Source organism: Pectobacterium aquaticum, assembly GCF_003382565.3.
Classification (GTDB): domain Bacteria; phylum Pseudomonadota; class Gammaproteobacteria; order Enterobacterales; family Enterobacteriaceae; genus Pectobacterium; species Pectobacterium aquaticum.
Genome location: NZ_CP086253.1, coordinates 1,314,507 through 1,340,350, shown reverse-complemented (window position 1 = coordinate 1,340,350; position 25,844 = coordinate 1,314,507). Strand labels below are relative to the sequence as shown.

The following is a 25,844-nucleotide window of genomic DNA, read 5'->3' as shown; positions in this document are numbered from 1 at the left end:
GAGCGTTTTCAAGGAGATGAGGTATGAAGTCCAGACCGATTTGTAGCGTGATCCCCCCTTACATTTTGCATCGCATTATCGCAAACGGCACAGACGAACAGCGCCACTGCGCGCAACAGACGCTGATGCACGTTCAGTCATTAATGGTCAGCCACCATCCGCGCCCGGAACCCCATGAGAAATTACCCGCCGGGCAGGCAAATCGCAGCATTCATGATGCCGAACAGCAACAACAATTGCCCGGCAAGCTGGTGCGCGCTGAAGGTCAACCCAGCAACGGCGATATCGCCGTCGATGAGGCCTACAGCTACCTAGGCGTCACTTACGACTTCTTCTGGAAGATTTTTCAACGTAACTCACTGGACGCCGAAGGGCTGCCGCTGGCTGGCACAGTCCATTACGGTCAGGATTACCAGAATGCCTTCTGGAACGGGCAGCAGATGGTGTTTGGAGATGGCGACGGCAAAATCTTTAATCGCTTCACGATTGCGCTTGATGTGGTCGCACATGAACTCACTCACGGCATCACCGAAAACGAAGCGGGGCTGATCTATTTCCGCCAGTCCGGTGCGCTCAATGAATCGCTGTCCGATGTCTTTGGCTCCATGGTCAAGCAGTATCATTTGGGGCAAACCACAGAGCAGGCCGATTGGCTTATCGGTGCCGAGCTTCTGGCTGACGGTATTCACGGCATGGGGCTGCGGTCGATGTCACATCCGGGCACGGCGTATGACGATGAGTTGCTCGGTATCGACCCCCAGCCCTATCACATGAACGAGTATGTGAACACGCGCGAAGACAACGGCGGCGTACACTTGAATTCAGGCATCCCCAACCGAGCATTCTATCTGACAGCCATCGCATTGGGCGGCTATTCATGGGAAAAAGCGGGTCGCATCTGGTACGACACGCTGTGTGATAAAACGCTGCCGCAAAATGCGGATTTCGAAATTTTCGCACGCTACACCCTTCAACATGCCGCTAAACGTTTTAACCACACCGTTGCCGATATCGTCCGGCAGTCGTGGGAAACAGTCGGGGTAGAGATCCGGCAGGCGTTCTTATGAAAACGCTGCCGGCACTCAACGACGATGCCATCATTGAGCTGGCGCGTGAAGGGGGATTTGCCTTTATCCCAAAGCTGGCGGGGCCGCGACGCTTCGCGCTCGCCAGCGTACCGCCATCCGAACGGGAGCGGGTTTGTAACGCGATCCGTCATGCCTTTCCTCAGGCTCGCGAACCCGGCGAACCCGACGGCCCAGGGCACGGCGACCAATTCTATTACCGTATCCACATCAGCTACAGCCAACCGCAACAGAATCACTATACCGATGTCATCCTGCTGATCCCCGAAGACCGTGCGCCACCGGAGCTAACTGAGCTGTGGCGCAATGGCGTACAGGAGTAACCATTGATTAAGTAATAATGGATTTAATCGACAGGTGCGTAGCTGAACACGACTCGCCGTTTGGAAATCATCCCGTGCTGCTGGCAAAAATAATCCACCGCACCGCAGGCTTTCAGTTCCTGTAGCGAGTGCTTACATTCAGGGCAAACAGCCTCACGCAGATAATGTAATTGGCAGTCCTCACATAAAAACGAACCATCAGGCTGCCACAGCATCACGTGGTGACAGCCAGGACAAAGCGCATCCATTTTTTCCTCCATGTTGCTACCAATAACGCATGATGGTCAGACGCTAAATCACGCCCAGTGAACGTAAAAAGTAGAGCCCCAGCGCAATCATAAAGAAGGCCCCTACCGTTGTCAGCCCAATGATATTAGCCGCAAGCGTCGCGTTTCCGCCCATCGCCCGCGTCATCGCATAGCTGCCAGCTGCGGTGGGCGTTGAAGAAAACAGAAAAATGATTCCCAGCTCAACACCGCGGAAACCAACAAGCCATCCGCCCAGCGTGAGTAACCCAGGCACAACGAATACCTTCGCCACAGAAGAAAGCACGGCAACATTGGACGAACGGAACATACTACGCCATTCCAGACTGGCACCAGCACAGAGTAACGCCAGCGGCAGCGCCATGGCGGAAATAAAACCGCCCGTTTGTTTAATCACGCCCGGCATCGGCAGTTGGCTTTGTCCATAGGCAGCCCCCAGAAGTAGACCAATAATCAGCGGGTTTGTCACAATCCCCCGCAGCAGTTGGCTTACCGGAATCTTCTGTTCGGGCGATTGCCGCTGCAAGCTGCGCGTCAGCGTAATGACAGACAGCGCGTTAAACATAATGACCGTCACCATCAAATACAACGAGCCGATAGCAATGCCTTCATCGCCATAGGCACTCATGGCAAAAGCCAGCCCCATCACGCCAGTATTCGACCGGAACCCGCCTTGTACGAAGATGCCACGTTCTTTCGGATCCTTAACTAGCCTCGTCGCCGCAAGCTCCAGAAGCAGAAATGTTGCCAATGTTCCGACTGTGCCATAAACCACCAGCGGCCACTGGCTTACAAAAGACTGTTGATTACTGGCAACACTAAAAAACAGCAGACAGGGAAGAGAAACGTTGAACACCACCCGCATTGCCGTATCACAAAACGCATCATTTAGCAGATTGAGTTTGCGCAATGCGATACCCATAAACAACATCAGCAAATTGGGCATCGTGACGTTGAACGCAAAACTCCAGGTTTCCCAAGACATGGCTTTCCTTGGTTATTATTGGTTTCTTTTCTGATAAAACGGGGCGAATATCGCTATTCGCCCCGTTAATAAATCACTTACTTTTTTTAAGATGCGACATCAGCCGCTTACGCTTGCGTAGCTGGTTTGGCGTCAGCGTGTTGCGCTTGTCCGCAAAGGGATTTTCCCCTTCTTTAAACTGAATACGAATCGGCGTGCCCATCACTTCCAGCGAACGACGATAGTAGTTCATCAGGTAGCGCTTGTAGGAATCCGGCAGGTCTTTCACCTGATTCCCGTGGATCACCACAATCGGCGGGTTATAACCACCGGCGTGCGCATATTTCAGCTTCACGCGGCGACCGCGCACCAGCGGCGGCTGGTGATCGTCTGATGCCATTTGCATGATACGGGTCAACATCGCCGTACTGACGCGACGAGTCGCGCACGAATAGGCTTCGGTGACCGACTCAAACAGGTTACCCACGCCGCTACCGTGTAGCGCAGAAATAAAGTGAATGCGGGCAAAATCGATAAAGCCGAGGCGCAGATCCAGCGTCTCTTTCACCTGCTCACGCGCTTCCTGCGACATGCCATCCCACTTGTTCACCACAATCACCAGTGAGCGCCCACTATTGAGGATAAAGCCCAACAGCGAGAGATCCTGATCGGAAATGCCTTCGCGCGCATCAATAACCAGCAGCACTACGTTGGCATCTTCAATCGCCTGCAACGTCTTGATCACGGAGAATTTTTCTACCGTTTCCGTTACTTTACCGCGTTTACGTACCCCGGCAGTATCAATCAGAACGTATTCACGTTCGTCACGCACCATCGGGATGTAGATACTGTCACGCGTCGTACCCGGCATGTCATACACCACCACGCGCTCTTCACCCAGAATACGGTTAGTCAGCGTGGATTTGCCCACATTCGGACGCCCGACAATCGCCAGTTTGATCGGCAAATCTTCAGGGTTGAAATCGTCTTCTGCTTCTTCTGCGCTGGCCTTATCTTCCGCTTCTAAAGCAGCCCAGTAAGCCGCGTTCTCTTCTTCTTCGGTTAACTCAACCGGCTCTTCTATTTCATCCTGGACGAACGGCAGCAAAACCGTTTCCAGCAGTGACGTCACGCCACGGCCATGAGACGCCGCGATCGCGTACACTTCGCCCATTCCGAGCGAGTAGAAATCCGCCGTAACCGTATCTGGGTCAAGGCCATCGGTTTTATTGGCGACCAGCACCGTGGTTTTTTTACGGCTGCGCAAATGCTTGGCAATGCCTTCATCCGCAGGCATCAACCCCGCGCGAGCATCCACCATGAACAGCACGATATCCGCTTCTTCAATCGCGACCAGCGATTGACCCGCCATACGTGTTTCCACACCGTCTTCTGTTCCGTCGATGCCACCGGTATCGACGATAATAAACTCATGCCCTTCCACTTCTGCACGACCATACTTGCGGTCACGAGTCAGCCCTGGAAAATCCGCCACTAATGCATCACGAGTGCGCGTTAAGCGGTTAAATAGCGTGGATTTCCCCACATTCGGGCGCCCGACCAGCGCGACGACAGGTATCATTGTTACAACCTCATTACTTATATTTCAATACGTTACAGCGAAATACTCGCTGACGATAAAAAGACGAAACGGCCCCTGATAATGTCAGGAGCCGTTATACGAGCACACCCCAAAACGCTGTGCTCCAAATCAATACGGGTTATTTAACGAGTGAACGCGTAGACATCACCGTTTTTCGCCTGAATCAGCAGTTTATCGCTGGCAACCACAGGCTTGCTCAGGAAGCCCGAGCTATCCACTTTTTGCTGCACCACAAAGCGACCATCCGCCGTATTCAACCAGTGCAGATACCCTTCGGTATCGCCGACAACCAGATAACCATTATACAGCACTGGAGCCGTTAAGTTGCGGTGCAACAGATCGCTTTGACGCCACAGGCTCACGCCGCCGTTGGTATTCAATGCAACAACGCGATCGTCCTGATCGACCAGATAGATGCGGTCACCATCAATGATGAAATCATGCACTGAACCCAGTTCACGCTTCCACAGAACCTGACCAGAACGCAGATCCAGCGCGGTCATGTTGCCATTGTAACCCAGCGCGTAAACCACTTCGCCCGCGACAACTGGCGTCGTGTCGACATCGTTCAGACGATCGATTTCGGTTGCGCCACTCGGCTGTGAAATACGCTGTTGCCAAATGAGCTGGCCCTGATTGATCATCACGGCGTTTACACGACCGTTATCCCCCCCCACAATCGCCGCACCAAATGCGGTTATCGGTGCAGATTCGCCGCGCAGAGACAGCGTCGGCATATCTAAGTTGACGCTCCACTTGATTGCGCCATCTGCTTCATTCAATGCCTGCAACATGCCGTTGCTGGTGTGAATCAGCACGACACCGTCGCTGACGACAGGGCGAGACAACGCTTCGCCAGCCACTTTGGTCTGCCATACTGGCGTACCATCTTCCGCATTCAGCGCATAAACCTGCGCTCTTTCGCTTCCGACATAGACATGGTTACCAGAAACCGTTACGCCGCCAGACAGCAGCGCTGGATTATTGCGGGAGAAGAAATTGGTCTTCTCTGACAGATCCGCGCGCCAAATCTCTTTGCCGTCACTCAGATCCATCGCTTTCACGGTGCCACGACGATCGGCAGCAAAAACGCGATTATCCTGCCATGCGGGGCGAAGATTGGAATAAAACTCACCAATCCCGCTCCCAACCGAGCTGTTCCACACCTTGGTTGGCGTGAACTGGTTTTCCACCTGCGGCAGTGGAGACATAGTGACAACATCTTCTTCGCTGTTAAACAGCGAGCATCCGCTCAGCAGGGCAACAGAAACCAGTCCTACCAAAAGTGTTTTACGCAATTGCATGGAATTCCTCTTAGCTGGACAGGTTATTCAGTTTCATACGCAGTAACGCTTGCTGTGCCTGCGATGGATTGGAAGACAACCCTTTGTTGTAGGCATCGCGCGCAGCCTGCTTATCCCCTTTGCTCACGAGGACATCACCACGCACTTCCGCAACCTGTGACGCCCAGCCTTCCAGTTTGATGGCATCCAATGTTTTTAGCGCGTCATCCGCTTTGTTTTCCTGTAGCTGAACCCGCGCCAGACGCAGATTCACCACGGCCAGCAGGTCGGCATCTTTAGTCTGCGACTGCGCCTGTACCAACTGCTGTGCTGCTTTAGCATAATCTTTCTGATCAACATAATGACGAGCCAGTTCCAGAGAAGCCAGCGCACCATAGGCGTTTTTATTCTCAGCCGTAAATTTCTCAGTTGAAGCAATCGCTTCAACTTTGCCTTCGGCCAATTGCTCCGTCACCTGCTGATAAGATGCCGATGCCGCCATCACGCTGTCATTTTGATGGCTTTGCCAGAAACGCCAGCCAACCAGTGCGCCAACGCCCAGCACAACACCGACAACTAACGCCTTTCCGTTCTCCGCGAGGAAACGACGTAGTGCATCAACCTGTTCATTCTCTGTGGTATAGACTTCCACGGTGTCTCTCTCCTCAATCCAGTAACGTTGCCAGCCGCGATGCGACGTCGGCCTGTGCCAATGTATCCTGCTCGCCATTGCTCAAGTTTTTAACCACAACCTGACCAGCCGCCACTTCATTTTCGCCTAATACTAATGCAACGCGTGCGCCCCATTTATCAGCACGGGCGAATTGCTTCTTAAAGTTGCCACCACCGTAGTTGGTCATCAGTTTCAACTGCGGCAGCGCGTCACGTAATTTCTCCGCCAGCTGCATTGCCGCAACCTGCGTTCCTGTACCGGAAGAAATCAGATAAACATCCACATTCGGCTGTGCTTTGAAATCCGGGTTCACAGACTGCACCAGCAGAACCAGACGCTCCAGACCCATTGCAAAACCAACCGCTGGCGTCGCGTGCCCGCCCAGTTGTTCCACCATACCATCATAACGCCCACCGGCACAGACCGTGCCCTGCGCGCCCAGACTGGTCGTTACCCACTCAAATACGGTGCGGTTATAGTAATCCAAACCGCGAACCAGACGTGGATTAACGGTATATGGGATACCGGACTGCGTTAAAAGTTCACCCAGCGCTTCAAAGTGTGCACGCGATTCGTCATCCAGGTAGTCCGTCAGCACCGGGGCGTCATTCAGCAACACCTGAATCTGCGGATTTTTCGTATCCAGAACGCGCAGCGGGTTGGTGTACATCCGACGCAGGCAGTCTTCATCCAGCTGATCTTTATGCTGTTCGAGGAACGCCACCAGCGCTTCGCGATAGCGCGCACGCGCGTCTAATGAACCGATCGAGTTCAGTTCCAGCTTCACATGATCGGCGATGCCCAGCACACGCCACCAGCGGGCCGTCATCAGGATCAGTTCGGCATCAATATCCGGCCCTTGCAGACCAAACACTTCACAGCCCAACTGATGGAACTGACGATAGCGCCCTTTCTGCGGACGCTCGTAGCGGAACATTGGGCCGACATACCACAGCCGCTGTTCCTGATTATAGAGAATACCGTGCTCAATACCGGCGCGAACACAAGATGCGGTATTTTCAGGGCGCAGCGTCAAACTCTCGCCATTGCGATCGTCAAAGGTATACATCTCTTTTTCGACGACATCGGTTACTTCACCAATAGCGCGTTTAAACAGCGATGTCTGCTCAACAATCGGGGTGCGGATTTCGCTGTAGCCATAGCCGCTGAGCACCTGTTTCAGGCTGTTTTCAATACGCTGCCACAATGCCGTTTCGGCTGGCAGGTAATCGTTCATGCCACGGATGGCTTGAATATTTTTTGCCACGTCAGTTCTCTATGCGTTTTTCAAAAAATAAACCCGATTATAGAGGGATTGTCGTCGCATCTTCAATGCGGGGCCTCCCCATCGGGTTCAGGAATCGTGAATTAGGCGGGTGACGGCAGACCGTCACGCCGTCAGAGTTACTTATCTACCAGATTGACGGTAATACGCTGATTTTCGTCCATCATGGAGGCTTTCGCGCGGATCTTGGCTTCTAACTGATCGATCATCTGTTCGTTATCGAAGCGCTCTCTCTGCCGCACGCCGTCTTCATAGAAGCCGCTCTTATTGTGTCCACCCGTGACGCCAATGGTCGACACCAGCGCTTCACCGGGGCCATTCACCACGCAGCCAATAATTGAGACATCCATCGGCGTGATAAGATCTTCGAGTCTTTGCTCCAGTGCGTTCACCGTACCGATCACGTCAAATTCCTGGCGAGAGCAGGTCGGGCAAGCAATGAAGTTGATTCCGCGCGCACGAATGCGCAGTGACTTCAGGATATCGAAGCCAACTTTCACTTCTTCAACCGGATCGGCCGCCAGCGAGATGCGCAGCGTGTCGCCAATACCTTCAGACAGCAGCAGACCGAGGCCGATAGCCGACTTCACCGCACCGCTACGTGCGCCACCCGCTTCGGTGATGCCGAGGTGCAACGGTTGATCGATACGCGCAGCAAGCAGACGATAGGATTGCACCGCGAGAAAAACATCCGACGCTTTGACGCTGACTTTAAACTGATCGAAGTTCAGGCGATCAAGAATATCGACATGGCGCATTGCCGATTCCAGCAGCGCTTCCGGCGTAGGCTCACCGTATTTTTCCTGCAAATCTTTTTCCAACGAGCCACCGTTAACACCAATGCGGATCGGGATATTATTGTCACGCGCACAGTCGACAACCGAGCGAATGCGCTCTTCGTTACCAATATTGCCGGGGTTGATGCGCAGACAGTCGACGCCGTACTCCGCAACTTTCAGCGCGATACGGTAGTCAAAGTGGATGTCGGCGACGAGCGGGACATTCACCTGCTGTTTGATAAGCTTAAAAGCTTCAGCCGCGTCCATGGTTGGCACAGAAACGCGGACGATATCGACGCCAACACGTTCCAACGCTCTGATTTGGTTAACGGTAGCCTCAACGTCGGTGGTTCGGGTGTTGGTCATGGATTGCACCGCAATCGGCGCACCATCACCAACAGGCACCTTGCCGACGTAAATCCGTGTTGATTTTCGGCGGGTTATGGGTGCAGCGTTATGCATTACTTCATCTCCAACATTGCAGTCTTACCTGAACAACACGTTATTCTGCGGTCAGCGTCAGACGTGCAACCTGACTGCTACGCACAAATTGGCTTAAATCGACTGGCTTACCTTGAAATTGAATCTGTACCGCAGCAGGCGCACCAATTTTAAGTTTATAGGGTGACTGACCATCCAGATTCAGTGTACCGCCATTACGCTGCATACCGCTGAACAGCTTCTTACCGCTGGCATCCGTCACTTCCAGCCAGCAATCGGCCGTGAAAGTCATCACCACAGCATGAGGCGCAGAGACCAGATTGCTTTGCGCTACCGTACCCGCAGCGGGTGCAATGGCCCCAGCACCCAATAGAACATTGCCCGCAGCCTGTGGCTGTGCGGCGTTCGCGTGTGAAGAAGATTGGCTGGACGGTGCAGTTGCAGAAGCAGGCATTGAAGGTGTCGCCGCGGCAGTAGCAGAAAGATCAACTGGCGTAGAAGATGCCGCTGCAGAGTCCGTCGCCGCCGTTTCCTGCGCTACGCTGTTGTCCACCAGTGGAACGGACTGCCCTTCCGTCTGTGCCTGCATCGAACTGGCGTGATCGACCATACTGTTGATTTCCGCCTGCTGAGCCTGATGGTTTTGCCACCACCATGCGCCCGTTAGCCCCAGAACAACCAGTACGACCAGCCAGGTGATTGTCATCAACCAGCCATCACGCTTTTTGCGGCTTTTTTTCAGCGAAAAACTCTGCATCGGCGAGACGGAGATCGTTTTAGGGATGGTCTGCTTATCCACGATGGGAAGCAGTTCATCTTCGGGTAAATGAACCAGCCTGGCATAAGAGCGGATATAGCCGCGCAGAAAGGTCGGCGCTAAATCGGCAGGCGTCGTACCGTCTTCAATATCGCGAACGGTGGTGATTTTAAGGCACAAACGCTCAGCAATCGCTTGCTGAGTGAGCCCAAGGCGTTCACGCGCCTCACGCAGACGTTCGCCGGGTAGTTTTGCTTCTGTTTTATCTTGGGTGGCTTCAGTATTCATTAGCTAAGAAATGCTGGTACTGTTTAGATTGTGGAAAACTTCGCGCCAGCACGTTGCCATAACGTTCTTTATCGCCATCATGGCCCGCTAACGCGGCGAAACGAATCTGTAACCATAAGCTTTCGGCACTGGCCGGAAGACTATGCTGATAAACATCAAGCAGCAGCCGCGCTTGCTCATTTTTCCCGGAAGCAAACTGTTGGTTTGCTTCCGCCAGCAAGGCACTGCCTTTCGTCGGGTCATACTTCAGCGCCCGACTCAATAAATTGCGCGCGTCTTCAGTCTGTCCGGCATTGAAAAAGCAGTATCCCGCATTTTCCAACGCATCAGCAACCTGACTGTAATCAGGAAGTTGTGCAGCCGCACTAAACTGTCGCTGAGCCGCTACATACTGCCCTAAACTACACAGAAACGCACCGTAATTATTCATGACGCTGCCATTTTCCGGCGCCATGTTCAACACATGCTGATAACGCTGTTCAGCCAGACGGTTTTCACCTATCCGTTGCTCGTAAAGCGCCATCCCCAATTGTGTTCGATAATCCTGCGGAGCAATCGCTACCGCCTTCTCAAGATTCTGCCGAGCCGAATCCAGATTATTGCGCGCCAGATAGGTCAACCCCAACTGCAAGCGGGTTTGGGCGACCGCCGGATTTGTCGTCTCCTGAGGCGATTTCACACACCCCACCAGCAACAGCACCGCGAACAGGCTACTCAGCCAATGCGTTCCCTGTGATAAAAACATTCCCTGCAATAAAGAAAAGCCCTGTGATAGTGGCTTTGCCATCCCTGCGCCCTCGCCTTGTCGTCTTTGCCAGACATCCTGACCAGCGAGGTTACCTGAATATGAACAGGGTGGCAGTCAGACCTGACAACAACGCGGCGCGCCTCGCAATTTGCTTACTTTTGCCCTGCAAATTAGCTCAGCGGACGACGTCGGGTTAGCGCTTCCACGTTAACCCGCGCCCATTTGTTATCAGACCGCTTTCACCGCGATAGGTTCACCGGCCATTTTCTTCTTCAGTGTACGTTTGGTTCTGTCTACGACTTCACCCGCCAACTGACCGCAGGCAGCATCAATGTCATCCCCACGAGTCTTACGTACGATCGTCGTGAAGCCATATTCCATCAGTACCTTGGAGAAACGGTCAACGCGGCTGTTTGAGCTGCGGCCATACGGCGCGCCAGGGAACGGGTTCCACGGAATCAGGTTGATCTTGCACGGCGTATCTTTCAGGCATTCCGCCAGTTGATGCGCGTGTTCGGTGCCGTCATTGATATGATCCAACATCACATACTCAACGGTAACACGTCCCTGATTCGCATTGGATTTTTCCAGATAGCGACGTACCGCGCTCAGAAACGTCTCGATATTGTACTTTTTGTTGATCGGCATGATGTCGTTGCGGATGTCGTCAGTCGGCGCATGCAGAGAAATCGCCAGCGCAACATCGATCATATCGCCCAGTTTATCCAACGCAGGCACCACGCCTGACGTGGACAGCGTCACACGGCGCTTAGATAAACCAAAGCCGAAGTCATCCAGCATGATTTCCATCGCTGGCACCACGTTAGTCAGGTTCAGCAGCGGTTCACCCATGCCCATCATCACGACGTTGGTAATCGGGCGCTGACCAGTAACTTTAAACGCACCGATGATCTTCGCCGCACGCCACACCTGACCGATGATTTCCGATACGCGCAGGTTACGGTTAAAGCCCTGCTGCGCCGTTGAACAGAATTTGCACTCCAGCGCACAGCCTACCTGAGACGATACACACAGCGTGGCGCGATCTTCTTCTGGAATATAAACCGTTTCAACCCGTTGACCGCCCACCAGAATCGCCCACTTGATGGTGCCGTCGGAAGAGCGCTGCTCGTCCACTACTTCAGGGGCGCGAATTTCAGCGATCTCCTGCAATTTGCTGCGGAAGACTTTGTTAATATCCGTCATCTGGTTGAAGTCATCACAGCAGTAGTGATAAATCCACTTCATGACCTGATCGGCGCGGAACGGTTTCTCTCCCATCGACATGAAGAGGTCACGCATTTGCTGGCGGTTAAGATCCAACAGGTTGATTTTTTCCGCACTGACTTTGACGGATTGAGAGACATCAGCGGACGCCGGAGAGAATTCAGACACGGTTTGCTCGGATACGGTAGTGTTAGATGCGGTGGTGTTAGATGCCGTCGTTTCAGACAAGACGGTTTCAGACGCGATTTGCTTAGACATTGTCAATCCTGGCCTCGTTATTACACGTTATGGCGCTAAAAAGAAGGTTGAATTCGATGGTAATGACCAAAGAAACGCCCCGGATAAGTGCAGGCTCATCTGGGGCGCAGCATTGTACAAAGTTTAAAACAGGTAAGCTACCATCACCGCTTTTTTTCTGTGTCATTACGTCGACACTGCACACTAACGCAACGAAAAAGAAGCAACATCACACGCGCTAACCTGTTTATCACACGCAACATTACGCGCGCGGGCAAATTTCGTCATCGCTGAAGAAATAAGCAATTTCACGCTGAGCAGATTCGATAGAGTCAGAACCGTGTACCGCGTTCGCCGTGAAGCTGTCCGCGTAATCAGCACGCAGCGTTCCCGCCAGTGCGTTTGCCGGGTTGGTGGCACCCATAATGTCGCGGTTACGTTGAACAGCGTTTTCACCTTCCAGCGCCTGCACCATGATCGGGCCAGACATCATGAATTCGACCAGGCCATCAAAGAACGGCTTGCCTTTATGCTCAGCGTAAAAACCTTCCGCTTGCTCACGGCTCAGACGCAGCATTTTAGCGGCAACAATGGTAAAACCTGCGCTTTCAAAGCGTGCGTAAATCGCACCGATGGCATTTTTAGCAACCGCATTAGGTTTTACGATGGAGAAGGTACGTTCTATCGTCATATTGACCTCATTAACTAAACTGTCAGATTACAGCCGGATTATAAGAATTGTATACCCGGCCAGTGAAAGTGGCGCAAATTATAGGGGTAGCGGCCTTTGTTGCCTACCAAGGAGATAACATTTTATTAAAAAAAATATTACCTCTCACCCTCTCTTCATTAACGATTACGCCTCGTGCTTTTTCGTTTCCCACCGCCCAGTACGGAATGTAACAAATCATCGGCGATCACAGTTCTGAAGGTTACTTGTAACGTTATAGGTTATTTGTTTTTAAAACAATAAGATAACTGGAATCTCTTTGTCATTCACTGCTAGCCTTGCTGCTGTACCCACCATAATGGCCAGTAAGAGGGCTGATAATGAAAAGAGCGGTCAATGCATTGCAAAATTTCGGCAAGTCCCTGTATGGGCCGGTGCTGATACTCCCGATTGTCGGGTTATTCATCGCATTTGGGAATGTGTTCGGTAACGGCAATTTAGCGGGCTACGTCCCTTTACTTAATCACCCCTTGATTCAGGATTTTGGTCAACTGGTTTCCAAATCTGCCGTGGCGATTCTGGCTAATTTGGCGCTGGTGTTCGCCGTCGGGATCCCGATCGGGCTGGCGAAACGCGATAAGGGCTACGCTGCGCTGATTGGTCTGGTGATGTTTATCATCTTCATTAATGCCATGAACATCACGCTGCAATTACAGGGCAAGCTCGTGCCTGCCGCAGAAATGCGTCCCGCCGGGCAAGGCATGGTGCTGGGCGTTCAGGTGCTCGAAATGGGCGTTTTCGCTGGTATCCTGATCGGTGGATTCGCAGGCTATCTGTATAACCGCTATTCCAGTAAACAGTTTAACGGCGTGATGGCGATCTATTCCGGCCACTGCTTCGTCGCCATTCTGGTGATTCCGCTGGCGATTGCGCTGGGCTTTGCGATGAGCACCCTGTGGCCGTTTGCTCAGCACGGCATTACCTGGCTAGCCTTCGCTATCAAAGGCGCTGGCCCTGTTGGCATCGCGATATATGGCTTTCTCGAACGCGTGCTGATCCCCACCGGGCTGCATCATCTGGTCTATACCCCGTTCCTGTACACCGAACTGGGCGGAACCGCAGAGGTGTGCGGCAAGCTGTATCAGGGCGCACGCAACATCTATTTTGCTGAAATGGCCTGTCAGGACGTCAAACAGCTGAGTTCTACCGTGGTCTGGGATGCGCGCGGTATCAGTAAAATGTTTGGTCTGACAGCTGCTGCGTTGGCGATGTACGTGACAGCGAAGCCAGAAAAACGGCTGGCCGCCAAAGCCATTCTGATTCCGGCCGCTTTTACCTCTTTCTTACTGGGCGTCACCGAACCGCTGGAGTTTTCCTTCCTGTTCGTCGCTCCGATGCTGTTTGCCGCCCACGCCGTACTCACCGGCATAGGGATGATGCTGTTCTCCATCATGGGTGTGCATGCGATTGGTGCCAACGGCGTCATCGACTTCTTGCTTTATAACCTGCCGCTGGGCATCGAGAAATCCAACTGGCCGATGTACATCGTGGTTGGGCTGACTATGTCGGTGATTTACTTCTTCGTCTTCCGCTTCCTGATTCTGTACTTCGACATGCCAACACCAGGGCGTGAAATCGATGAGGAAGAGACGCGGCTTTATTCCAAAACCGAATATCAGTCCAAGACAGAGAATCCGACAAAAACGCAGGATGCGGTGAAAGGCGATGCCCAACTTGTTGGTGCCACCATCATCGCCGGGTTGGGTGGCAAACCTAATATCGAGGTGGTGGATAACTGCTACACCCGCCTGCGGGTCACGCTCATCGACCCCGCTTTGGTAGACGAACAACAGCTTAAGAACACCGGTGCGAAAGCCGTTATCCGACAGGGTAACAACGTACAGGTGGTTTACGGACTTCACGTCAAAACGATACGCGAAGCAGTTGAAAACGCGCTTTAACAGGAGACTCACCATGACGAAACCCCCATTTATTCTGACGATTGCCGGTGGCGGCAGCACCTATACCCCAGGCATCGTAAAGAGTCTGATGGTACGTCTCGCGGATTTCCCGCTGGCAGAGATTCGTTTGTATGACATCGATGGCCCGCGGCAGGACATCATCGCGCCGGTGGTGGAAAAGGTGATTCGCGACCACAGTGACAGCATCGTCTTTACCGTCACAACCGACGCGGAGACCGCGTTTAGCGGCGCCCACTTTGTCTTTGCCCAGATGCGCGTCGGCCAGTACAAAATGCGCGAGCAGGATGAAAAAATCCCATTACGCCACGGCGTCGTCGGGCAGGAAACCTGTGGCCCCGGCGGGCTGGCCTACGGCCTGCGTACTATTCTGCCAATGGCCGAATTGATCGATCTGGTTGAGCGCTATGCGCATAAAGAGGCGTGGATCGTCAATTACTCCAACCCTGCCGCGATTGTTGCCGAAGGCGTTCGTCGTCTGCGTCCTAACGCCCGCGTGCTGAATATCTGCGACATGCCGGTTGCTGCGATGCGTAATATCGCCGCCGTGCTGGGCGTCGATCGTCACGACATCACCGTGGACTATTTCGGGCTGAATCACTTTGGCTGGTTTACCCGCGTGCTGGTCGACGGTGTCGATCGTATGCCGGAACTGCGCCAGCATATCGCCCGCTACGGCCTGTTGACCGCCGATGCCGCCGATACCGATCCGCAGCACGCCGATCCGTCATGGGTGAAAACTTGGCGCAATATCAAACCAATCATGGATCATTTCCCGGAATTCGTGCCGAATCCGTATTTGCAGTACTACCTGATGCCGAATCAGATCGTGGAGCATCAGGATCCTGACTACACGCGCGCCAATGAAGTGATGGACGGGCGTGAGAAGAAGCTGTTTGCCGCAGCGGCCAGCTACAAGGAAACCGGTATTCTGTCGGATGCGTTCCACGTTGGCGTGCACGGTTCGTTCATCGTTGATGTCGCCTGCTCGCTGGCGTTCGATCTCCGCCAGCGCCATCTGGTGATCGTCGAAAACCAAGGCGCTATCGCCAATCTGCCTTACGATGCGATGGTAGAAGTGCCCGCTTATATCACCGCACAAGGGCCAGAGCCGGTGCGAATGGGGAATGTTCCGCAGTTCCATCGCGCCTTGCTGGAGCAGCAGTTGGCATCGGAACAGTTGCTGGTTGAAGCCACGCTGGAAGGCAGCTACGAGAAGGCCTTGCAGGCATTTACCCTGAACCGTACCGTGCCAACCATGCAGCACGCCAAAGCCATTCTGGACGAGATGATTGAAGCCAATCAGGATTACTGGCCGCAATTAAAACAAGCATATAGAGACGGTATCGCCCAATAATCTGCGACTTGTCGGATGAGGGAAAATCGCTGACAATGAATCTATCATTGCATATCAATGATAGATTCGGGGTCGAATTCGTCGGCCCCAACGTGGAGGATCTATGTCAGCATCGTCTTCTGATTTGCCCGTTTCTCATGAACGGTTTGTCTCCGCAGACTGGCTTGCCAGCCACCTGAATGACAGCAGCATCACGCTCATCGATGCCCGCATGTTGCCTCCGGGCAACGCCACCCGTGATATTCATGCTGAATACCGCGCCGGTCATCTGCCTGGCGCGGTTTTTTTTGATATTGAAACGCTATCCGATCACAGCACCGACCTGCCACATATGATGCCAACGCGCGAAGACTTCGCACACGCAATGGGCAAATTGGGGATCGATAACCAGCAGCATTTGGTGATTTACGATGAAGGCAACCTCTTCTCCGCGCCGCGTGCGTGGTGGATGCTGCACACCTTCGGTGCGACATCCCTTTCAATCCTGAGCGGGGGTCTAGCGGGCTGGACAGCACAGAACCTACCGCTGGAACAGGGCGATGTGACACCAAAGCCAACCACGTTCCACGCTACACTGGATGAAAACGCCATTCGCTCACGCGATGACGTGCTTTCCATCTGTCGGGATAAATCAGAACAGATTGTCGATGCCCGCCCCGCTCCGCGTTTTAATGCTGAAGTGGATGAGCCACGCCCCGGCCTGCATCGCGGCCATATTCCCAACAGCCTGAACGTGCCGTGGACCGATTTAGTGAGCCATGGTGCGCTAAAACCCAATGCAGAACTGGCAACCATTCTTCATAAGCACGGCGTGGATTTCACTCGTCCCATCGTCGCCAGCTGCGGCTCCGGCGTCACGGCCTCTGTCATCGTACTGGCGCTGACGCAGTTAAATGTCCCGAATGTGACGCTGTACGATGGTTCGTGGAGCGATTGGGGTAGCCGCGATGATGTCCCTATTGCGCGTGATTAATCCCGCTCGGTGTTTTGCCGCCTGTTGGTCAGGAGTAGTAGGTGGATAATCGGCTGGCATCCTTAATGCAGCACGGTCAGGTGCTGACGCGCGCGGAATACCGCGTGCTGGCTTTTATCGCCGAACATTCATCACTGATAGGCAAAATCACGGTACGGGAGTTGGCGCAGAAAACCTATGTTTCCACGGCGACGATCATGCGGCTGTGCCAGAAAATCGGCTTTAGCGGCTACAGTGAATTCATTTATCACTGCAAAACGCTGCTCACGGATCATCCGCGTCTTGCCCCCTCGCCTGTCGTTACGCCCAATGACGCTTCTCTTCCTGATGCTTTCCAGCATTTTATCGACAATTACCAGCGCACGTTTGCCTACATTAGCCATCAGGATAGCGCCGCTTTCAGCGCTATCCTGCGGCAGGAAAGCCACTTTTTCCTCTATGGCGCGGGGTTTTCCCATCTGTTTGCCGAATATTTGGCGAAGAAACTCCAGGTGCTGGGGAAAGATGCCTTCTCCTCTGGGTTAGGAGATAGCCGAGGCATTTTTCTCAATAACGCGCCGAAATATCAGGTGTTTATCGCCATCTCCCGCAGTGGGGAAACCGAGCAGGTATTGGATAAGGCGCGTATCGCCAAAAACATTGGCATGAAGGTGATCGCATTTACCCGCGCGTCGTTGAATTCATTAGGCGAGTTAGCCGATTTGCACTTCCGGCTCTACGATGATGCGGTTCACTATGCGGCGGAAGCCGGTGAGATTAGCTCATTTGAATCGAATCTGGTGATGCTGATCGATTTACTGCTATTGCAGGCAACAGCGGAAAAATCGTAATCCGCCGTTGCCTGTATCAAACTTATATACCCTAAATAATTCGAGTTGCGTGGCAAAACGTTAACGTTTTGAACAACGCTATGCGTTGGCCCGCTAGGGCAAGGCTCATTTATAGCCTTGTAACGCGGCAACCGCACGAATCCCCAGGAACTTACACAGGTAAGTGACTGGGGTGAGTAAGGGCAGCCAACGCACAAGCAGCTTGAAGTATGACGGGTATCAGGCGTTGCCGGTGGCCTTAAACTCCCTCAGGAAACTCCCCCACTTGCGCTCGTAGAACGGCGTGGAATGCTTAATCATGTAGTGGCTGATGCCCGGCTCGCCTTCTTTCACCAGACACAGGTCGACAGGACGCTCGTCCGGTAATGTGTCACTGGCGACGCTGCCCGCTTCACGGATGATAGTTTCTTCATCCTGATCGGCATCAATACCAATCAGCAGGTGCGGTTGCTCTTCACCCGGCTCCTGAATCTGCGCCAAAAACGCCCGTTTTACATGGCGATGTTTGGTAAACAGCTGCGTTAGAGAATCAATCATCTGTGCGGGCATCTCGGCTGGCTGACTCAGTATGACCTGCATCTCTTCTTCAACAACGCGTTGCTGAACAAAGCCGTTACCTTCGCCAGACAGAATATGTTCAATTTCCTGCGGCAAAAACTCTTTGCCATACGGCAGCTTAGGATTGAGGAACAGCGTGACGCCCTGCGTCATTTCAAACAGCGAACGCGTCGGCAGCGCCAGAAAAGGCGCTTCTTCCGTAATCACGCTCTGTAATGCTTCCAGAGAAGAGAAGAAAGGAATAGCGGATGAGCCATCGTCTTTTTCCCAGTGTTGGATGTTCACATTACTGCCCGCGTGCAACACCACCTCACCGGATTCATCCCCGTCATCGGTAGTGCCCAGCACAAACACCGTGGCTTCCATCAGTTCACTGAAAAACTCAGGACGATGCGCGGGTTCCGTTGCAGCCAGAATCAACACTTCTTCCAGTTTATTACGTGGCGAAAACTCCATACTTTCCTCAACATGATTACGTTAAAAACCGACGCTTTAAGACCTGAACCAACTATTTGGCGTTGCTCAGCAAGAGGTTAGCCAGCGTGCGTACGCCGAGCCCCGTTGCGCCCGTCGCCCACTGCTCTACCGCGCCTTTACGGTACGTCGCGGAACAGTCAATGTGCAGCCAGCCCTGCTGGTAATTTTTCACAAAGTGCGACAGGAAAGCCGCTGCCGTGCTGGCACCAGCCGTGTGTGCACCACTGGCAATATTGTTCAGATCCGCAAAGCTGGACGGCAGATGACTGCGATGGAACTCTTCCAACGGCAAGCGCCAGAACGGCTCGTTTTCTTCTGTCGCGCTTTCCTGCAATGCCGCCACCAGCTCATCATCGAAGCTGAACAGCGCGTGATAGTCATTGCCCAGCGCCGTTTTTGCTGCGCCCGTCAGCGTTGCGCAGTCGATGATCCACTGTGGGTTCTGCTCCGACGCATCGATCAGGCCATCCGCCAGCACCAAACGCCCTTCCGCGTCGGTGTTCATGACTTCAACCGTTTTACCGTTGCGGTAGCGAATGATGTCGCCCAGTCGGAATGCATTGCCGCTCACCATGTTGTCAGCGCAGCACAGGTACAGCTTCACGCGCTGTTGCAAACCACGCGCCGCCGCCAGCGCCAGTGCGCCCGTCAGGGTGGCCGCGCCGCCCATGTCCGATTTCATGGAATCCATGGCGCTGCTGGGTTTCAGGCTGTAGCCGCCGGTATCAAACGTAATACCTTTACCTACCAGGCAAGCGAACACTGGCGCATCCGGATTGCCCGTTGGGTTATAGTCCAGCGCCAGCAGCACCGGCTGACGTTCAGAACCACGACCCACCGTGTGCAGACCGGCATAATTCTGCTCACGCAGATCTTCACCTTTGGTGATGCGGTAACTAACGGCATCGCAGGCTACATCACACAGCAGATCGACTGCGCGGGTCGCCAGTTGCTCTGGCCCCAAATCTTCAGCAGGCAGGTTGATGGTGTCACGCACCCAGTCAACAATCTTCAGGCGAGCGTTCAGCTCTTTCTTGTCGGCGTCGTTCAGTTCCGCCCATTCAACCGTTCTTTGCCCTTTCGGCCCGCGATATCCCTGCCAGAATGCCCAGCTGTTTGCCAGATCCCAGCCTTCACCCGCTAACTTAACGTGTTTAATCCCCTGCCCATCAATTTTACGGGCAGCACGTTGGATCACCGCCAGTGCAGCTTTACCGTTCAGGGACGCCCCTGCATGAATGGTAAAACCCTGCTCATTCACACTCAGCGTCGCTTTTTCTCCCCAGCGCGCGTCAGCAGGTTGAGTGGAGAGTGAAATCAGCATGGTATTGTTCGTCATAGTGCTTCTCCGATAATAGGTATTCCTGCCACGTTTCATGTTTGCAGGTGATGTTCATATTTGCAGACATTCTGCTTATCAATGCGTGTTTATACCCGTCATACTTCAAGTTTCATATGCGTTGGCTGCATTCAGTCACCCGAATCACTTACCTGAGTAAGCTCATCGGGATTCCTTCGTTTGCCGCCTTCCTGAAACTCGAATTATTTAGGGTATATAAACGCTCTCGCTTATAAATACTCAGTTTGCAGATAAATAAACGGTGCATCATGACATGCAAATGTTACGAATTTTGGCACGAGAATAAAACGGGCCACCCAAGGCAGCCCGTAATCTTTCTATTCTGCTTCATCTAACCAGACCAACAGGATCGCTTCCAGAATTTTTTCATTGGAAGCGTCCGGTCGATCGTCAAATTCATCCAATTCGCAGATCCACTGGTGCATGTCCGTGAAACGTACGGTTTTCGGATCGAGATCGGGAAACTGGTCGTAAAGCGCTTCACCGATAGCCCGGCTGTCTGTCCATTTTAATCCCATCGCGGTTTCTCCTTATTCAGATCAATGCTCGCGTGCGTGGTTGATCGTATAGCGCGGGATCTCGACAACCAGATCGTCCCCAGCGATACGCGCCTGACAGCCCAGACGACTTTCCGGCTCCAGACCCCAGGCCTTATCCAGCATGTCGTCTTCTTCTTCTGTACTTTCTGCCAGCGAGTCAAAGCCTTCGCGCACGATGCAGTGGCAAGTGGTGCAAGCACAGGATTTCTCGCAGGCGTGCTCAACGTCAATACCGTTACGCAGGGCGACTTCCAAAATGCTTTCACCGCGTTCCGCTTCCAAAACCGCCCCTTCAGGGCACAGATCCTGATGCGGTAAAAAAACTATTTTAGGCATGTTACACCTCATCCACAGAATGGCCTGCCAGCGCGCGACGGATAGAGGCATCCATGCGACGAGCGGCGAATTCCTGGGTTTGTTGATCGACTGTTTTAATCGCAGCTTCAATTGCCACGGGATCGCTTCCCTGCATCATCGTATGCAGGTGTTCGGATGCCGCGACAATGACGCCTTTTTCCTCATGGCTCAATAACTCGGCGTCCGCCACCAGCGCACTTTGCAAGCTTTCCAGCACGCGTGCCGCTTCCACTTTTTGCTCTGCCAGACGACGCGCGCCGACATCTTCCTTCGCATTCAGCATCGAGTCGGTGATCATCGTGGCAATTTCTGTATCGCTCAGGCCGTATGACGGTTTCACCTGAATGGATGCCTCAACGCCCGTCGATTTCTCCATCGCCGTCACGCTCAGCAGGCCATCCGCATCCACCTGAAAGGTCACGCGAATGTGAGCCCCACCGGCAGGCAGCGGCGGTAAGCCGCGCAGCGAGAAGCGCGCAAGCGAGCGGCAATCCGCCACCATTTCGCGTTCGCCCTGCAAGACGTGGATCATCATGCCGCTCTGGCCGTCTTTGAAGGTGGTGAATTCCTGTGCGCGGGCAACCGGGATCGTGGTATTGCGCGGAATGATTTTTTCCACCAGCCCACCCATCGTCTCCAGCCCCAGCGACAAGGGGATCACATCTAGCAGCAGCATGTCGCTGTCTGGCTTGTTGCCCACCAGAATATCCGCCTGGATCGCCGCGCCGATAGCTACAACCTTGTCCGGATCGATCGACGTCAGCGGCGAGCGGCCAAAAAACGTTCCCACCTGCCCGCGCACCAGCGGAACACGCGTCGATCCGCCCACCATCACGACTTCCAGCACGTCTTCTGCCGTCAGCCCTGCATCTTTCAACGTACGACGGCAGGACAACAGCGTGCGTTTCACCAGAGGAGCAATCAGCGCATCAAGCTGTTCACGGGTGATATCGCCCTGCCAGCCCGCGACATCCACGCGTACCGTCTCGGCGCTGCTTAGCGCAATCTTGGCTTTCACTGCCGCATCACGAAAGGCATGATCCAACTGGCGATCGTCGCGATCGTGAATACCCGCCTGCTCACGCAGCCACTCCGCCAGCAGATGATCGAAATCATCACCGCCCAATGCAGAGTCGCCGCCCGTTGCCAGCACTTCAAAGACGCCACGGCTCAGGCGCAGAATGGAAATATCAAAGGTTCCACCGCCCAGATCGTAAATGGCGATCACGCCCTCTTTACCGGAATCCAGCCCGTAGGCAATCGCGGCCGCGGTCGGCTCGTTCAGTAGGCGCAATACGTGCAGCCCAGCAAGACGTGCCGCATCTTTGGTGCCCTGACGCTGTGCGTCATCGAAATAGGCGGGAACGGTAATCACCACGCCATCCGGCACGCCGCCTAACGCCGCTTCCGCACGCGCAGCCAGCGCGGACAAAATATCCGCCGAGACTTGTACAGGATTGAGATTGCCAGCCGAGGTCTGAATCAGCGGCAGGCCGTTATCGTTGTCATGAAAGTGATACGGTAAATGCGGATAGCGCTGCTGAATGTCGTCCAGAGAACGCCCCATCAGGCGCTTAACTGAACTGACGGTATTTTCCAGATCGTAGGCAGCATTGTCGCGCGCGTGCCAGCCAACGCTGTGACCATCGTGACGATAGTGGACAACCGACGGCAGCAGGTCGCGTCCATCGCTATCCGCCAGCGTCTGCGCTTCGCCGCTGCGTACGGTAGCAACAAGAGAATGGGTGGTGCCTAAATCAATACCGACAGCCAGACGGCGCTGGTGCGGTGCGGCGCTAAGACCGGGCTCACTAATTTGTAATAAGGCCATATTGAGCTTCCATCAATTGGCTGACGAAAAAACCGGTATGGTAATCACCATCGGGTTTCCCGCCGGATTAACCAGTTATCTGTCCAGCAATTGTTCTTCGAGTTCTTCAACCTGTTGCTGGAGCTTGTCTAAAAAGCGTAGCTTGCGCACGGTATCCGCGGCGTCTGTCCACGTCTCATTATCGAGTTCATCACGCATATGCGAACGGCGCTTAACGATCGTTGCCTGCAACCGCTCCGCGAAGGCCGTCAGCGCCTCATCCGCATCGGATCGCTGTGAGATCGCCTCCAACTCTTCGCGCAGTTCCAGCTGTTCCATCAGGAATGCCGTGTCCTTCATCGTATGCTGTTCATTGTTCACATCAAAACCGTGCAGCGACAGCATATACTCCGCGCGTTTCAGCGGATGCTTGAGCGCCTGATAGGCATTATTGATCGTCGCCGCCTGCTGCACCGCCAGCAGGCGCTCGCGCTCTGGGCTAGCAGCATAACGATCAGGATGGAACTGCCGCTGCAAATCCTGAAAACGGGATGCAAGCAGGCCGCCATCCACATCATAGCGAATGGGCAGCCCGAATAACGTAAAGTAATCCATAGTGGTACTCTGGGAGTTTTGGGTAGCAGCGCAGGCCATTAATCGATCGCACGTTCACTACCCAAGAGGGGTCAGACGTTGAAACTTTCGCCGCAACCACATTCGCCGGAAATGTTCGGATTATTGAACTTAAAGCCTTCGTTCAGCCCTTCTTTGACGAAATCCAATTCGGTTCCGTCAAGATAGACCAGACTTTTGCCGTCCACGATGACTTTGACGCCTTTGTCTTCAAAGACCGTATCACCGTCGTTCAAATCATCAACAAACTCCAGCACATACGCCATACCGGAACAGCCGGATGTCCGTACGCCAAGACGCAGCCCAAGGCCTTTGCCCCGGTTTGCGATGAAAGCGCTCACGCGTTGTGCCGCACTTTCGCTCAGAGAAATCGACATACTGTTACCTCGATCGTTCGCCACCTCGACGGAATCAGGCACCGCAAGAAACGCTGCCCCGACGAGTTCAGCCGCAGAGATTACTGCGCATCGCGTTTACTTTTGTAATCCGCAATCGCTGCCTTGATAGCGTCTTCCGCCAGAATGGAGCAGTGAATCTTCACTGGCGGTAGCTCAAGCTCTTCGGCAATCTGCGTGTTCTTAATCGCTTCAGCTTCATTCAGCGATTTGCCTTTTACCCACTCGGTGACCAGCGAGCTGGAGGCAATGGCAGAACCACAACCGTATGTCTTGAAGCGGGCATCTTCGATGATACCCTCATTGTTGACTTTTATCTGCAACTTCATCACATCGCCGCACGCTGGCGCGCCGACCATGCCGCTGCCGATAGACGGATCGGCGTTGTCAAACGAACCCACATTACGTGGGTTTTCATAGTGATCAATTACTTTTTCGCTGTAAGCCATGATAGTCGTCCCCGCTCTGGTGAATTAATGATGCGCCCACTCAATGCTGCTGATATCCACGCCCTGCTTGAACATTTCCCACAGCGGAGAAAGATCGCGCAGACGACCGATGGATTTACGCACCAGCTCGATGGTGTAGTCGATCTCTTCTTCGGTGGTAAAACGTCCCAGCGAGAAACGGATCGAGCTATGTGCCAGCTCATCATTCATGCCCAGCGCACGTAACACGTAGGAGGGCTCCAGGCTGGCCGACGTACAGGCAGAACCGGACGACACAGCCAGATCCTTGAGCGCCATAATCAGCGATTCACCTTCAACATAGTTGAAGCTGACGTTCAGGATAGTGGGCACGCCCTGCTCGATATCACCATTCAGGTAGACTTCTTCAATATCATTAATACCGTTCCACAGACGGTCGCGCAGCGCACGCAGGCGATCCATTTCTGCAGTCATCTCTTCTTTTGCGATGCGGTAGGCTTCACCCATACCGACAATTTGGTGCACAGGCAAAGTGCCAGAACGCATACCGCGCTCATGCCCGCCGCCGTGCATCTGCGCTTCGAGACGAATACGGGGTTTACGACGAACATACAGTGCCCCGATCCCTTTCGGCCCATAAATTTTATGGCCGGAGAAAGACATCAGATCCACTTTTAACTGGTTGAGATCGATAGGCAGCTTGCCTACGCTCTGCGTGGCATCGACATGGAACACAATACCGCGACTACGGCACATGTCACCGATAGCAGCGATATCCTGCACAACGCCGATTTCATTATTGACGTGCATGATGGAAACCAGAATGGTGTCCTCACGCATTGCCGCTTCGAGTTCAGCCAGATCGATAATACCGTTACGCTGCGGAGCCAGATAAGTCACCTCAAAGCCTTCGCGTTCAAGCTGACGGCAGGTATCCAGTACGGCTTTGTGTTCGGTCTTACTGGTGATGATGTGCTTGCCCTTCTTCTGATAGAAGTTGGCAACACCTTTAATTGCGAGGTTATCGGCTTCGGTCGCGCCTGACGTGAAGACGATCTCACGCGGGTCGGCACCGACCAGCTCAGCAATTTGGTTACGGGCGATATCAACCGCCTCTTCCGCCTGCCAGCCAAAACGGTGGGAACGGGAAGCCGGATTACCGAACGTACCGTCCAACGTCAAACATTGCATCATTTTCTCAGCGACGCGCGGGTCAACCGGCGTGGTAGCTGAGTAGTCGAGATAGATAGGTAACTTCATTGCTCATAAACTCCGTACATCACTTCAAAACGTACAATGCGTTTTGTTTTATTGACAGGCTGTTTATACCCGCAACCTCTCGGGCCAATGCAAAAAATCTGACGATGTTATAGCCGGAACAATTTATCGTCGGAACACATTATCGTCAGAACACGCCGTGATAGTCGGACTAACGCCAACGCCACATTGGGTAATGTGGTCAGGATTATGCGGCTATCGGAAAGGCAAAACGTGACGAGTAAGGGTGCTCGTCACGTTG

The 25,844-nt window shown here is 53.6% G+C and carries 26 protein-coding genes; 6 read left to right on the top strand and 20 right to left on the bottom strand.

Features of this window, described 5'->3' with window-relative positions:
* The first annotated feature begins 23 nt into the window (after positions 1-23).
* On the top strand, positions 24-1,067 hold the full coding sequence (locus tag DMB82_RS06225; protein ID WP_116164623.1) for a M4 family metallopeptidase: 1,044 nt from the start codon (positions 24-26) through the stop codon (positions 1,065-1,067).
* Complete coding sequence (locus DMB82_RS06220) at positions 1,064-1,408, top strand: protealysin inhibitor emfourin (protein WP_102119223.1); 345 nt, start codon at positions 1,064-1,066, stop codon at positions 1,406-1,408. The genes DMB82_RS06225 and DMB82_RS06220 overlap by 4 nt, the downstream gene beginning before the upstream one ends.
* A gap of 23 nt (positions 1,409-1,431) precedes the next feature.
* Here DMB82_RS06220 and DMB82_RS06215 read toward each other — a convergent pair whose 3' ends face one another.
* From DMB82_RS06215 to ndk, 11 genes are all read right to left on the bottom strand, one after another.
* Complete coding sequence (locus tag DMB82_RS06215) at positions 1,432-1,656, bottom strand: zinc ribbon domain-containing protein (protein WP_102119224.1); 225 nt, start codon at positions 1,654-1,656, stop codon at positions 1,432-1,434.
* Between the two features lie 43 nt (positions 1,657-1,699).
* Positions 1,700-2,659, bottom strand: a complete 960-nt coding sequence (locus tag DMB82_RS06210) for an AEC family transporter (protein WP_116156087.1) — start codon at positions 2,657-2,659, stop codon at positions 1,700-1,702.
* Between the two features lie 73 nt (positions 2,660-2,732).
* Positions 2,733-4,220: a ribosome biogenesis GTPase Der gene (gene der, locus DMB82_RS06205; protein ID WP_102119226.1), complete on the bottom strand. Its 1,488-nt coding sequence runs from the start codon at positions 4,218-4,220 to the stop codon at positions 2,733-2,735.
* 143 nt (positions 4,221-4,363) lie between these two features.
* A complete protein-coding gene (gene bamB, locus DMB82_RS06200) occupies positions 4,364-5,545 on the bottom strand; it encodes an outer membrane protein assembly factor BamB (RefSeq protein WP_102119227.1) in 1,182 nt (393 codons plus the stop codon).
* A gap of 10 nt (positions 5,546-5,555) precedes the next feature.
* The gene (locus tag DMB82_RS06195; RefSeq protein ID WP_102119228.1) at positions 5,556-6,176 is read right to left on the bottom strand and encodes a YfgM family protein; all 621 of its coding nucleotides are present in this window, start codon (positions 6,174-6,176) and stop codon (positions 5,556-5,558) included.
* 13 nt (positions 6,177-6,189) lie between these two features.
* Positions 6,190-7,464, bottom strand: a complete 1,275-nt coding sequence (gene hisS, locus DMB82_RS06190) for a histidine--tRNA ligase (RefSeq protein ID WP_116164621.1) — start codon at positions 7,462-7,464, stop codon at positions 6,190-6,192.
* A 137-nt stretch (positions 7,465-7,601) separates the two neighbouring features.
* Entirely contained in the window at positions 7,602-8,723 is a 1,122-nt protein-coding gene (ispG, locus tag DMB82_RS06185) for a flavodoxin-dependent (E)-4-hydroxy-3-methylbut-2-enyl-diphosphate synthase (RefSeq protein ID WP_116164619.1), read from the bottom strand.
* Positions 8,724-8,763: 40 nt separating this feature from the next.
* Positions 8,764-9,747, bottom strand: a complete 984-nt coding sequence (gene rodZ / locus DMB82_RS06180; RefSeq protein WP_102119231.1) for a cytoskeleton protein RodZ — start codon at positions 9,745-9,747, stop codon at positions 8,764-8,766.
* Positions 9,737-10,492, bottom strand: coding sequence for a type IV pilus biogenesis/stability protein PilW (pilW, locus tag DMB82_RS06175; protein WP_102119237.1), 756 nt, complete (start codon positions 10,490-10,492; stop codon positions 9,737-9,739). Before pilW ends, rodZ begins: the two co-directional genes overlap by 11 nt.
* Before the next feature lie 231 nt (positions 10,493-10,723).
* Positions 10,724-11,980 (bottom strand): dual-specificity RNA methyltransferase RlmN, encoded by a 1,257-nt coding sequence (gene rlmN / locus DMB82_RS06170; protein WP_228400052.1) that lies wholly within the window; start codon positions 11,978-11,980, stop codon positions 10,724-10,726.
* Between the two features lie 241 nt (positions 11,981-12,221).
* Positions 12,222-12,650: a nucleoside-diphosphate kinase gene (gene ndk, locus DMB82_RS06165; protein WP_014698955.1), complete on the bottom strand. Its 429-nt coding sequence runs from the start codon at positions 12,648-12,650 to the stop codon at positions 12,222-12,224.
* Between the two features lie 359 nt (positions 12,651-13,009).
* On the opposite strand from ndk, the gene DMB82_RS06160 reads away from it, so the two are divergent.
* The 4 genes from DMB82_RS06160 to DMB82_RS06145 all read left to right on the top strand — a co-directional run bounded on the left by DMB82_RS06160 (position 13,010) and on the right by DMB82_RS06145 (position 17,768).
* Positions 13,010-14,590, top strand: coding sequence for a PTS transporter subunit EIIC (locus DMB82_RS06160; protein WP_116164617.1), 1,581 nt, complete (start codon positions 13,010-13,012; stop codon positions 14,588-14,590).
* 13 nt (positions 14,591-14,603) lie between these two features.
* Entirely contained in the window at positions 14,604-15,965 is a 1,362-nt protein-coding gene (locus DMB82_RS06155) for a 6-phospho-alpha-glucosidase (RefSeq protein ID WP_116164615.1), read from the top strand.
* Between the two features lie 103 nt (positions 15,966-16,068).
* A complete protein-coding gene (sseA, locus tag DMB82_RS06150; protein ID WP_116164613.1) occupies positions 16,069-16,938 on the top strand; it encodes a 3-mercaptopyruvate sulfurtransferase in 870 nt (289 codons plus the stop codon).
* Between the two features lie 41 nt (positions 16,939-16,979).
* Entirely contained in the window at positions 16,980-17,768 is a 789-nt protein-coding gene (locus DMB82_RS06145) for a MurR/RpiR family transcriptional regulator (protein ID WP_102119236.1), read from the top strand.
* A gap of 219 nt (positions 17,769-17,987) precedes the next feature.
* Here DMB82_RS06145 and sseB read toward each other — a convergent pair whose 3' ends face one another.
* The 9 genes from sseB to DMB82_RS06100 form a co-directional block, all read right to left on the bottom strand.
* On the bottom strand, positions 17,988-18,782 hold the full coding sequence (sseB, locus tag DMB82_RS06140) for an enhanced serine sensitivity protein SseB (protein WP_116164611.1): 795 nt from the start codon (positions 18,780-18,782) through the stop codon (positions 17,988-17,990).
* A gap of 52 nt (positions 18,783-18,834) precedes the next feature.
* Entirely contained in the window at positions 18,835-20,142 is a 1,308-nt protein-coding gene (gene pepB / locus DMB82_RS06135) for an aminopeptidase PepB (protein ID WP_116164609.1), read from the bottom strand.
* 338 nt (positions 20,143-20,480) lie between these two features.
* The gene (gene iscX / locus DMB82_RS06130) at positions 20,481-20,681 is read right to left on the bottom strand and encodes a Fe-S cluster assembly protein IscX (RefSeq protein ID WP_010280073.1); all 201 of its coding nucleotides are present in this window, start codon (positions 20,679-20,681) and stop codon (positions 20,481-20,483) included.
* A 21-nt stretch (positions 20,682-20,702) separates the two neighbouring features.
* A complete protein-coding gene (gene fdx, locus DMB82_RS06125; RefSeq protein WP_005970171.1) occupies positions 20,703-21,038 on the bottom strand; it encodes an ISC system 2Fe-2S type ferredoxin in 336 nt (111 codons plus the stop codon).
* Position 21,039: 1 nt separating this feature from the next.
* Positions 21,040-22,890, bottom strand: coding sequence for a Fe-S protein assembly chaperone HscA (hscA, locus tag DMB82_RS06120; protein WP_116164607.1), 1,851 nt, complete (start codon positions 22,888-22,890; stop codon positions 21,040-21,042).
* 75 nt (positions 22,891-22,965) lie between these two features.
* Complete coding sequence (gene hscB, locus DMB82_RS06115) at positions 22,966-23,484, bottom strand: co-chaperone HscB (protein ID WP_102119448.1); 519 nt, start codon at positions 23,482-23,484, stop codon at positions 22,966-22,968.
* A 71-nt stretch (positions 23,485-23,555) separates the two neighbouring features.
* On the bottom strand, positions 23,556-23,879 hold the full coding sequence (gene iscA, locus DMB82_RS06110; RefSeq protein ID WP_010307854.1) for an iron-sulfur cluster assembly protein IscA: 324 nt from the start codon (positions 23,877-23,879) through the stop codon (positions 23,556-23,558).
* An 80-nt stretch (positions 23,880-23,959) separates the two neighbouring features.
* Entirely contained in the window at positions 23,960-24,346 is a 387-nt protein-coding gene (iscU, locus tag DMB82_RS06105; RefSeq protein WP_005970177.1) for a Fe-S cluster assembly scaffold IscU, read from the bottom strand.
* A gap of 24 nt (positions 24,347-24,370) precedes the next feature.
* Positions 24,371-25,585, bottom strand: a complete 1,215-nt coding sequence (locus DMB82_RS06100) for an IscS subfamily cysteine desulfurase (RefSeq protein WP_039463830.1) — start codon at positions 25,583-25,585, stop codon at positions 24,371-24,373.
* Positions 25,586-25,844 lie beyond the last annotated feature (259 nt).

Bases quoted from the DNA above. Each gene is read 5' to 3' on its own strand.
- DMB82_RS06155 (WP_116164615.1), top strand. From the start codon at position 14,604: ATGACGAAACCCCCATTTATTCTGACGATTGCCGGTGGCGGCAGCACC.
- iscU (WP_005970177.1), bottom strand. From the start codon at position 24,346: ATGGCTTACAGCGAAAAAGTAATTGATCACTATGAAAACCCACGTAAT.
- DMB82_RS06225 (WP_116164623.1), top strand. From the start codon at position 24: ATGAAGTCCAGACCGATTTGTAGCGTGATCCCCCCTTACATTTTGCAT.
- DMB82_RS06160 (WP_116164617.1), top strand. From the start codon at position 13,010: ATGAAAAGAGCGGTCAATGCATTGCAAAATTTCGGCAAGTCCCTGTAT.
- ispG (WP_116164619.1), bottom strand. From the start codon at position 8,723: ATGCATAACGCTGCACCCATAACCCGCCGAAAATCAACACGGATTTAC.
- rlmN (WP_228400052.1), bottom strand. From the start codon at position 11,980: ATGTCTAAGCAAATCGCGTCTGAAACCGTCTTGTCTGAAACGACGGCA.
- pepB (WP_116164609.1), bottom strand. From the start codon at position 20,142: ATGACGAACAATACCATGCTGATTTCACTCTCCACTCAACCTGCTGAC.
- pilW (WP_102119237.1), bottom strand. From the start codon at position 10,492: ATGTTTTTATCACAGGGAACGCATTGGCTGAGTAGCCTGTTCGCGGTG.
- rodZ (WP_102119231.1), bottom strand. From the start codon at position 9,747: ATGAATACTGAAGCCACCCAAGATAAAACAGAAGCAAAACTACCCGGC.
- bamB (WP_102119227.1), bottom strand. From the start codon at position 5,545: ATGCAATTGCGTAAAACACTTTTGGTAGGACTGGTTTCTGTTGCCCTG.
- DMB82_RS06100 (WP_039463830.1), bottom strand. From the start codon at position 25,585: ATGAAGTTACCTATCTATCTCGACTACTCAGCTACCACGCCGGTTGAC.
- DMB82_RS06210 (WP_116156087.1), bottom strand. From the start codon at position 2,659: ATGTCTTGGGAAACCTGGAGTTTTGCGTTCAACGTCACGATGCCCAAT.
- iscA (WP_010307854.1), bottom strand. From the start codon at position 23,879: ATGTCGATTTCTCTGAGCGAAAGTGCGGCACAACGCGTGAGCGCTTTC.
- DMB82_RS06215 (WP_102119224.1), bottom strand. From the start codon at position 1,656: ATGGATGCGCTTTGTCCTGGCTGTCACCACGTGATGCTGTGGCAGCCT.
- sseB (WP_116164611.1), bottom strand. From the start codon at position 18,782: ATGGAGTTTTCGCCACGTAATAAACTGGAAGAAGTGTTGATTCTGGCT.
- fdx (WP_005970171.1), bottom strand. From the start codon at position 21,038: ATGCCTAAAATAGTTTTTTTACCGCATCAGGATCTGTGCCCTGAAGGG.
- DMB82_RS06220 (WP_102119223.1), top strand. From the start codon at position 1,064: ATGAAAACGCTGCCGGCACTCAACGACGATGCCATCATTGAGCTGGCG.
- hscA (WP_116164607.1), bottom strand. From the start codon at position 22,890: ATGGCCTTATTACAAATTAGTGAGCCCGGTCTTAGCGCCGCACCGCAC.
- iscX (WP_010280073.1), bottom strand. From the start codon at position 20,681: ATGGGATTAAAATGGACAGACAGCCGGGCTATCGGTGAAGCGCTTTAC.
- hscB (WP_102119448.1), bottom strand. From the start codon at position 23,484: ATGGATTACTTTACGTTATTCGGGCTGCCCATTCGCTATGATGTGGAT.
- ndk (WP_014698955.1), bottom strand. From the start codon at position 12,650: ATGACGATAGAACGTACCTTCTCCATCGTAAAACCTAATGCGGTTGCT.
- der (WP_102119226.1), bottom strand. From the start codon at position 4,220: ATGATACCTGTCGTCGCGCTGGTCGGGCGCCCGAATGTGGGGAAATCC.
- sseA (WP_116164613.1), top strand. From the start codon at position 16,069: ATGTCAGCATCGTCTTCTGATTTGCCCGTTTCTCATGAACGGTTTGTC.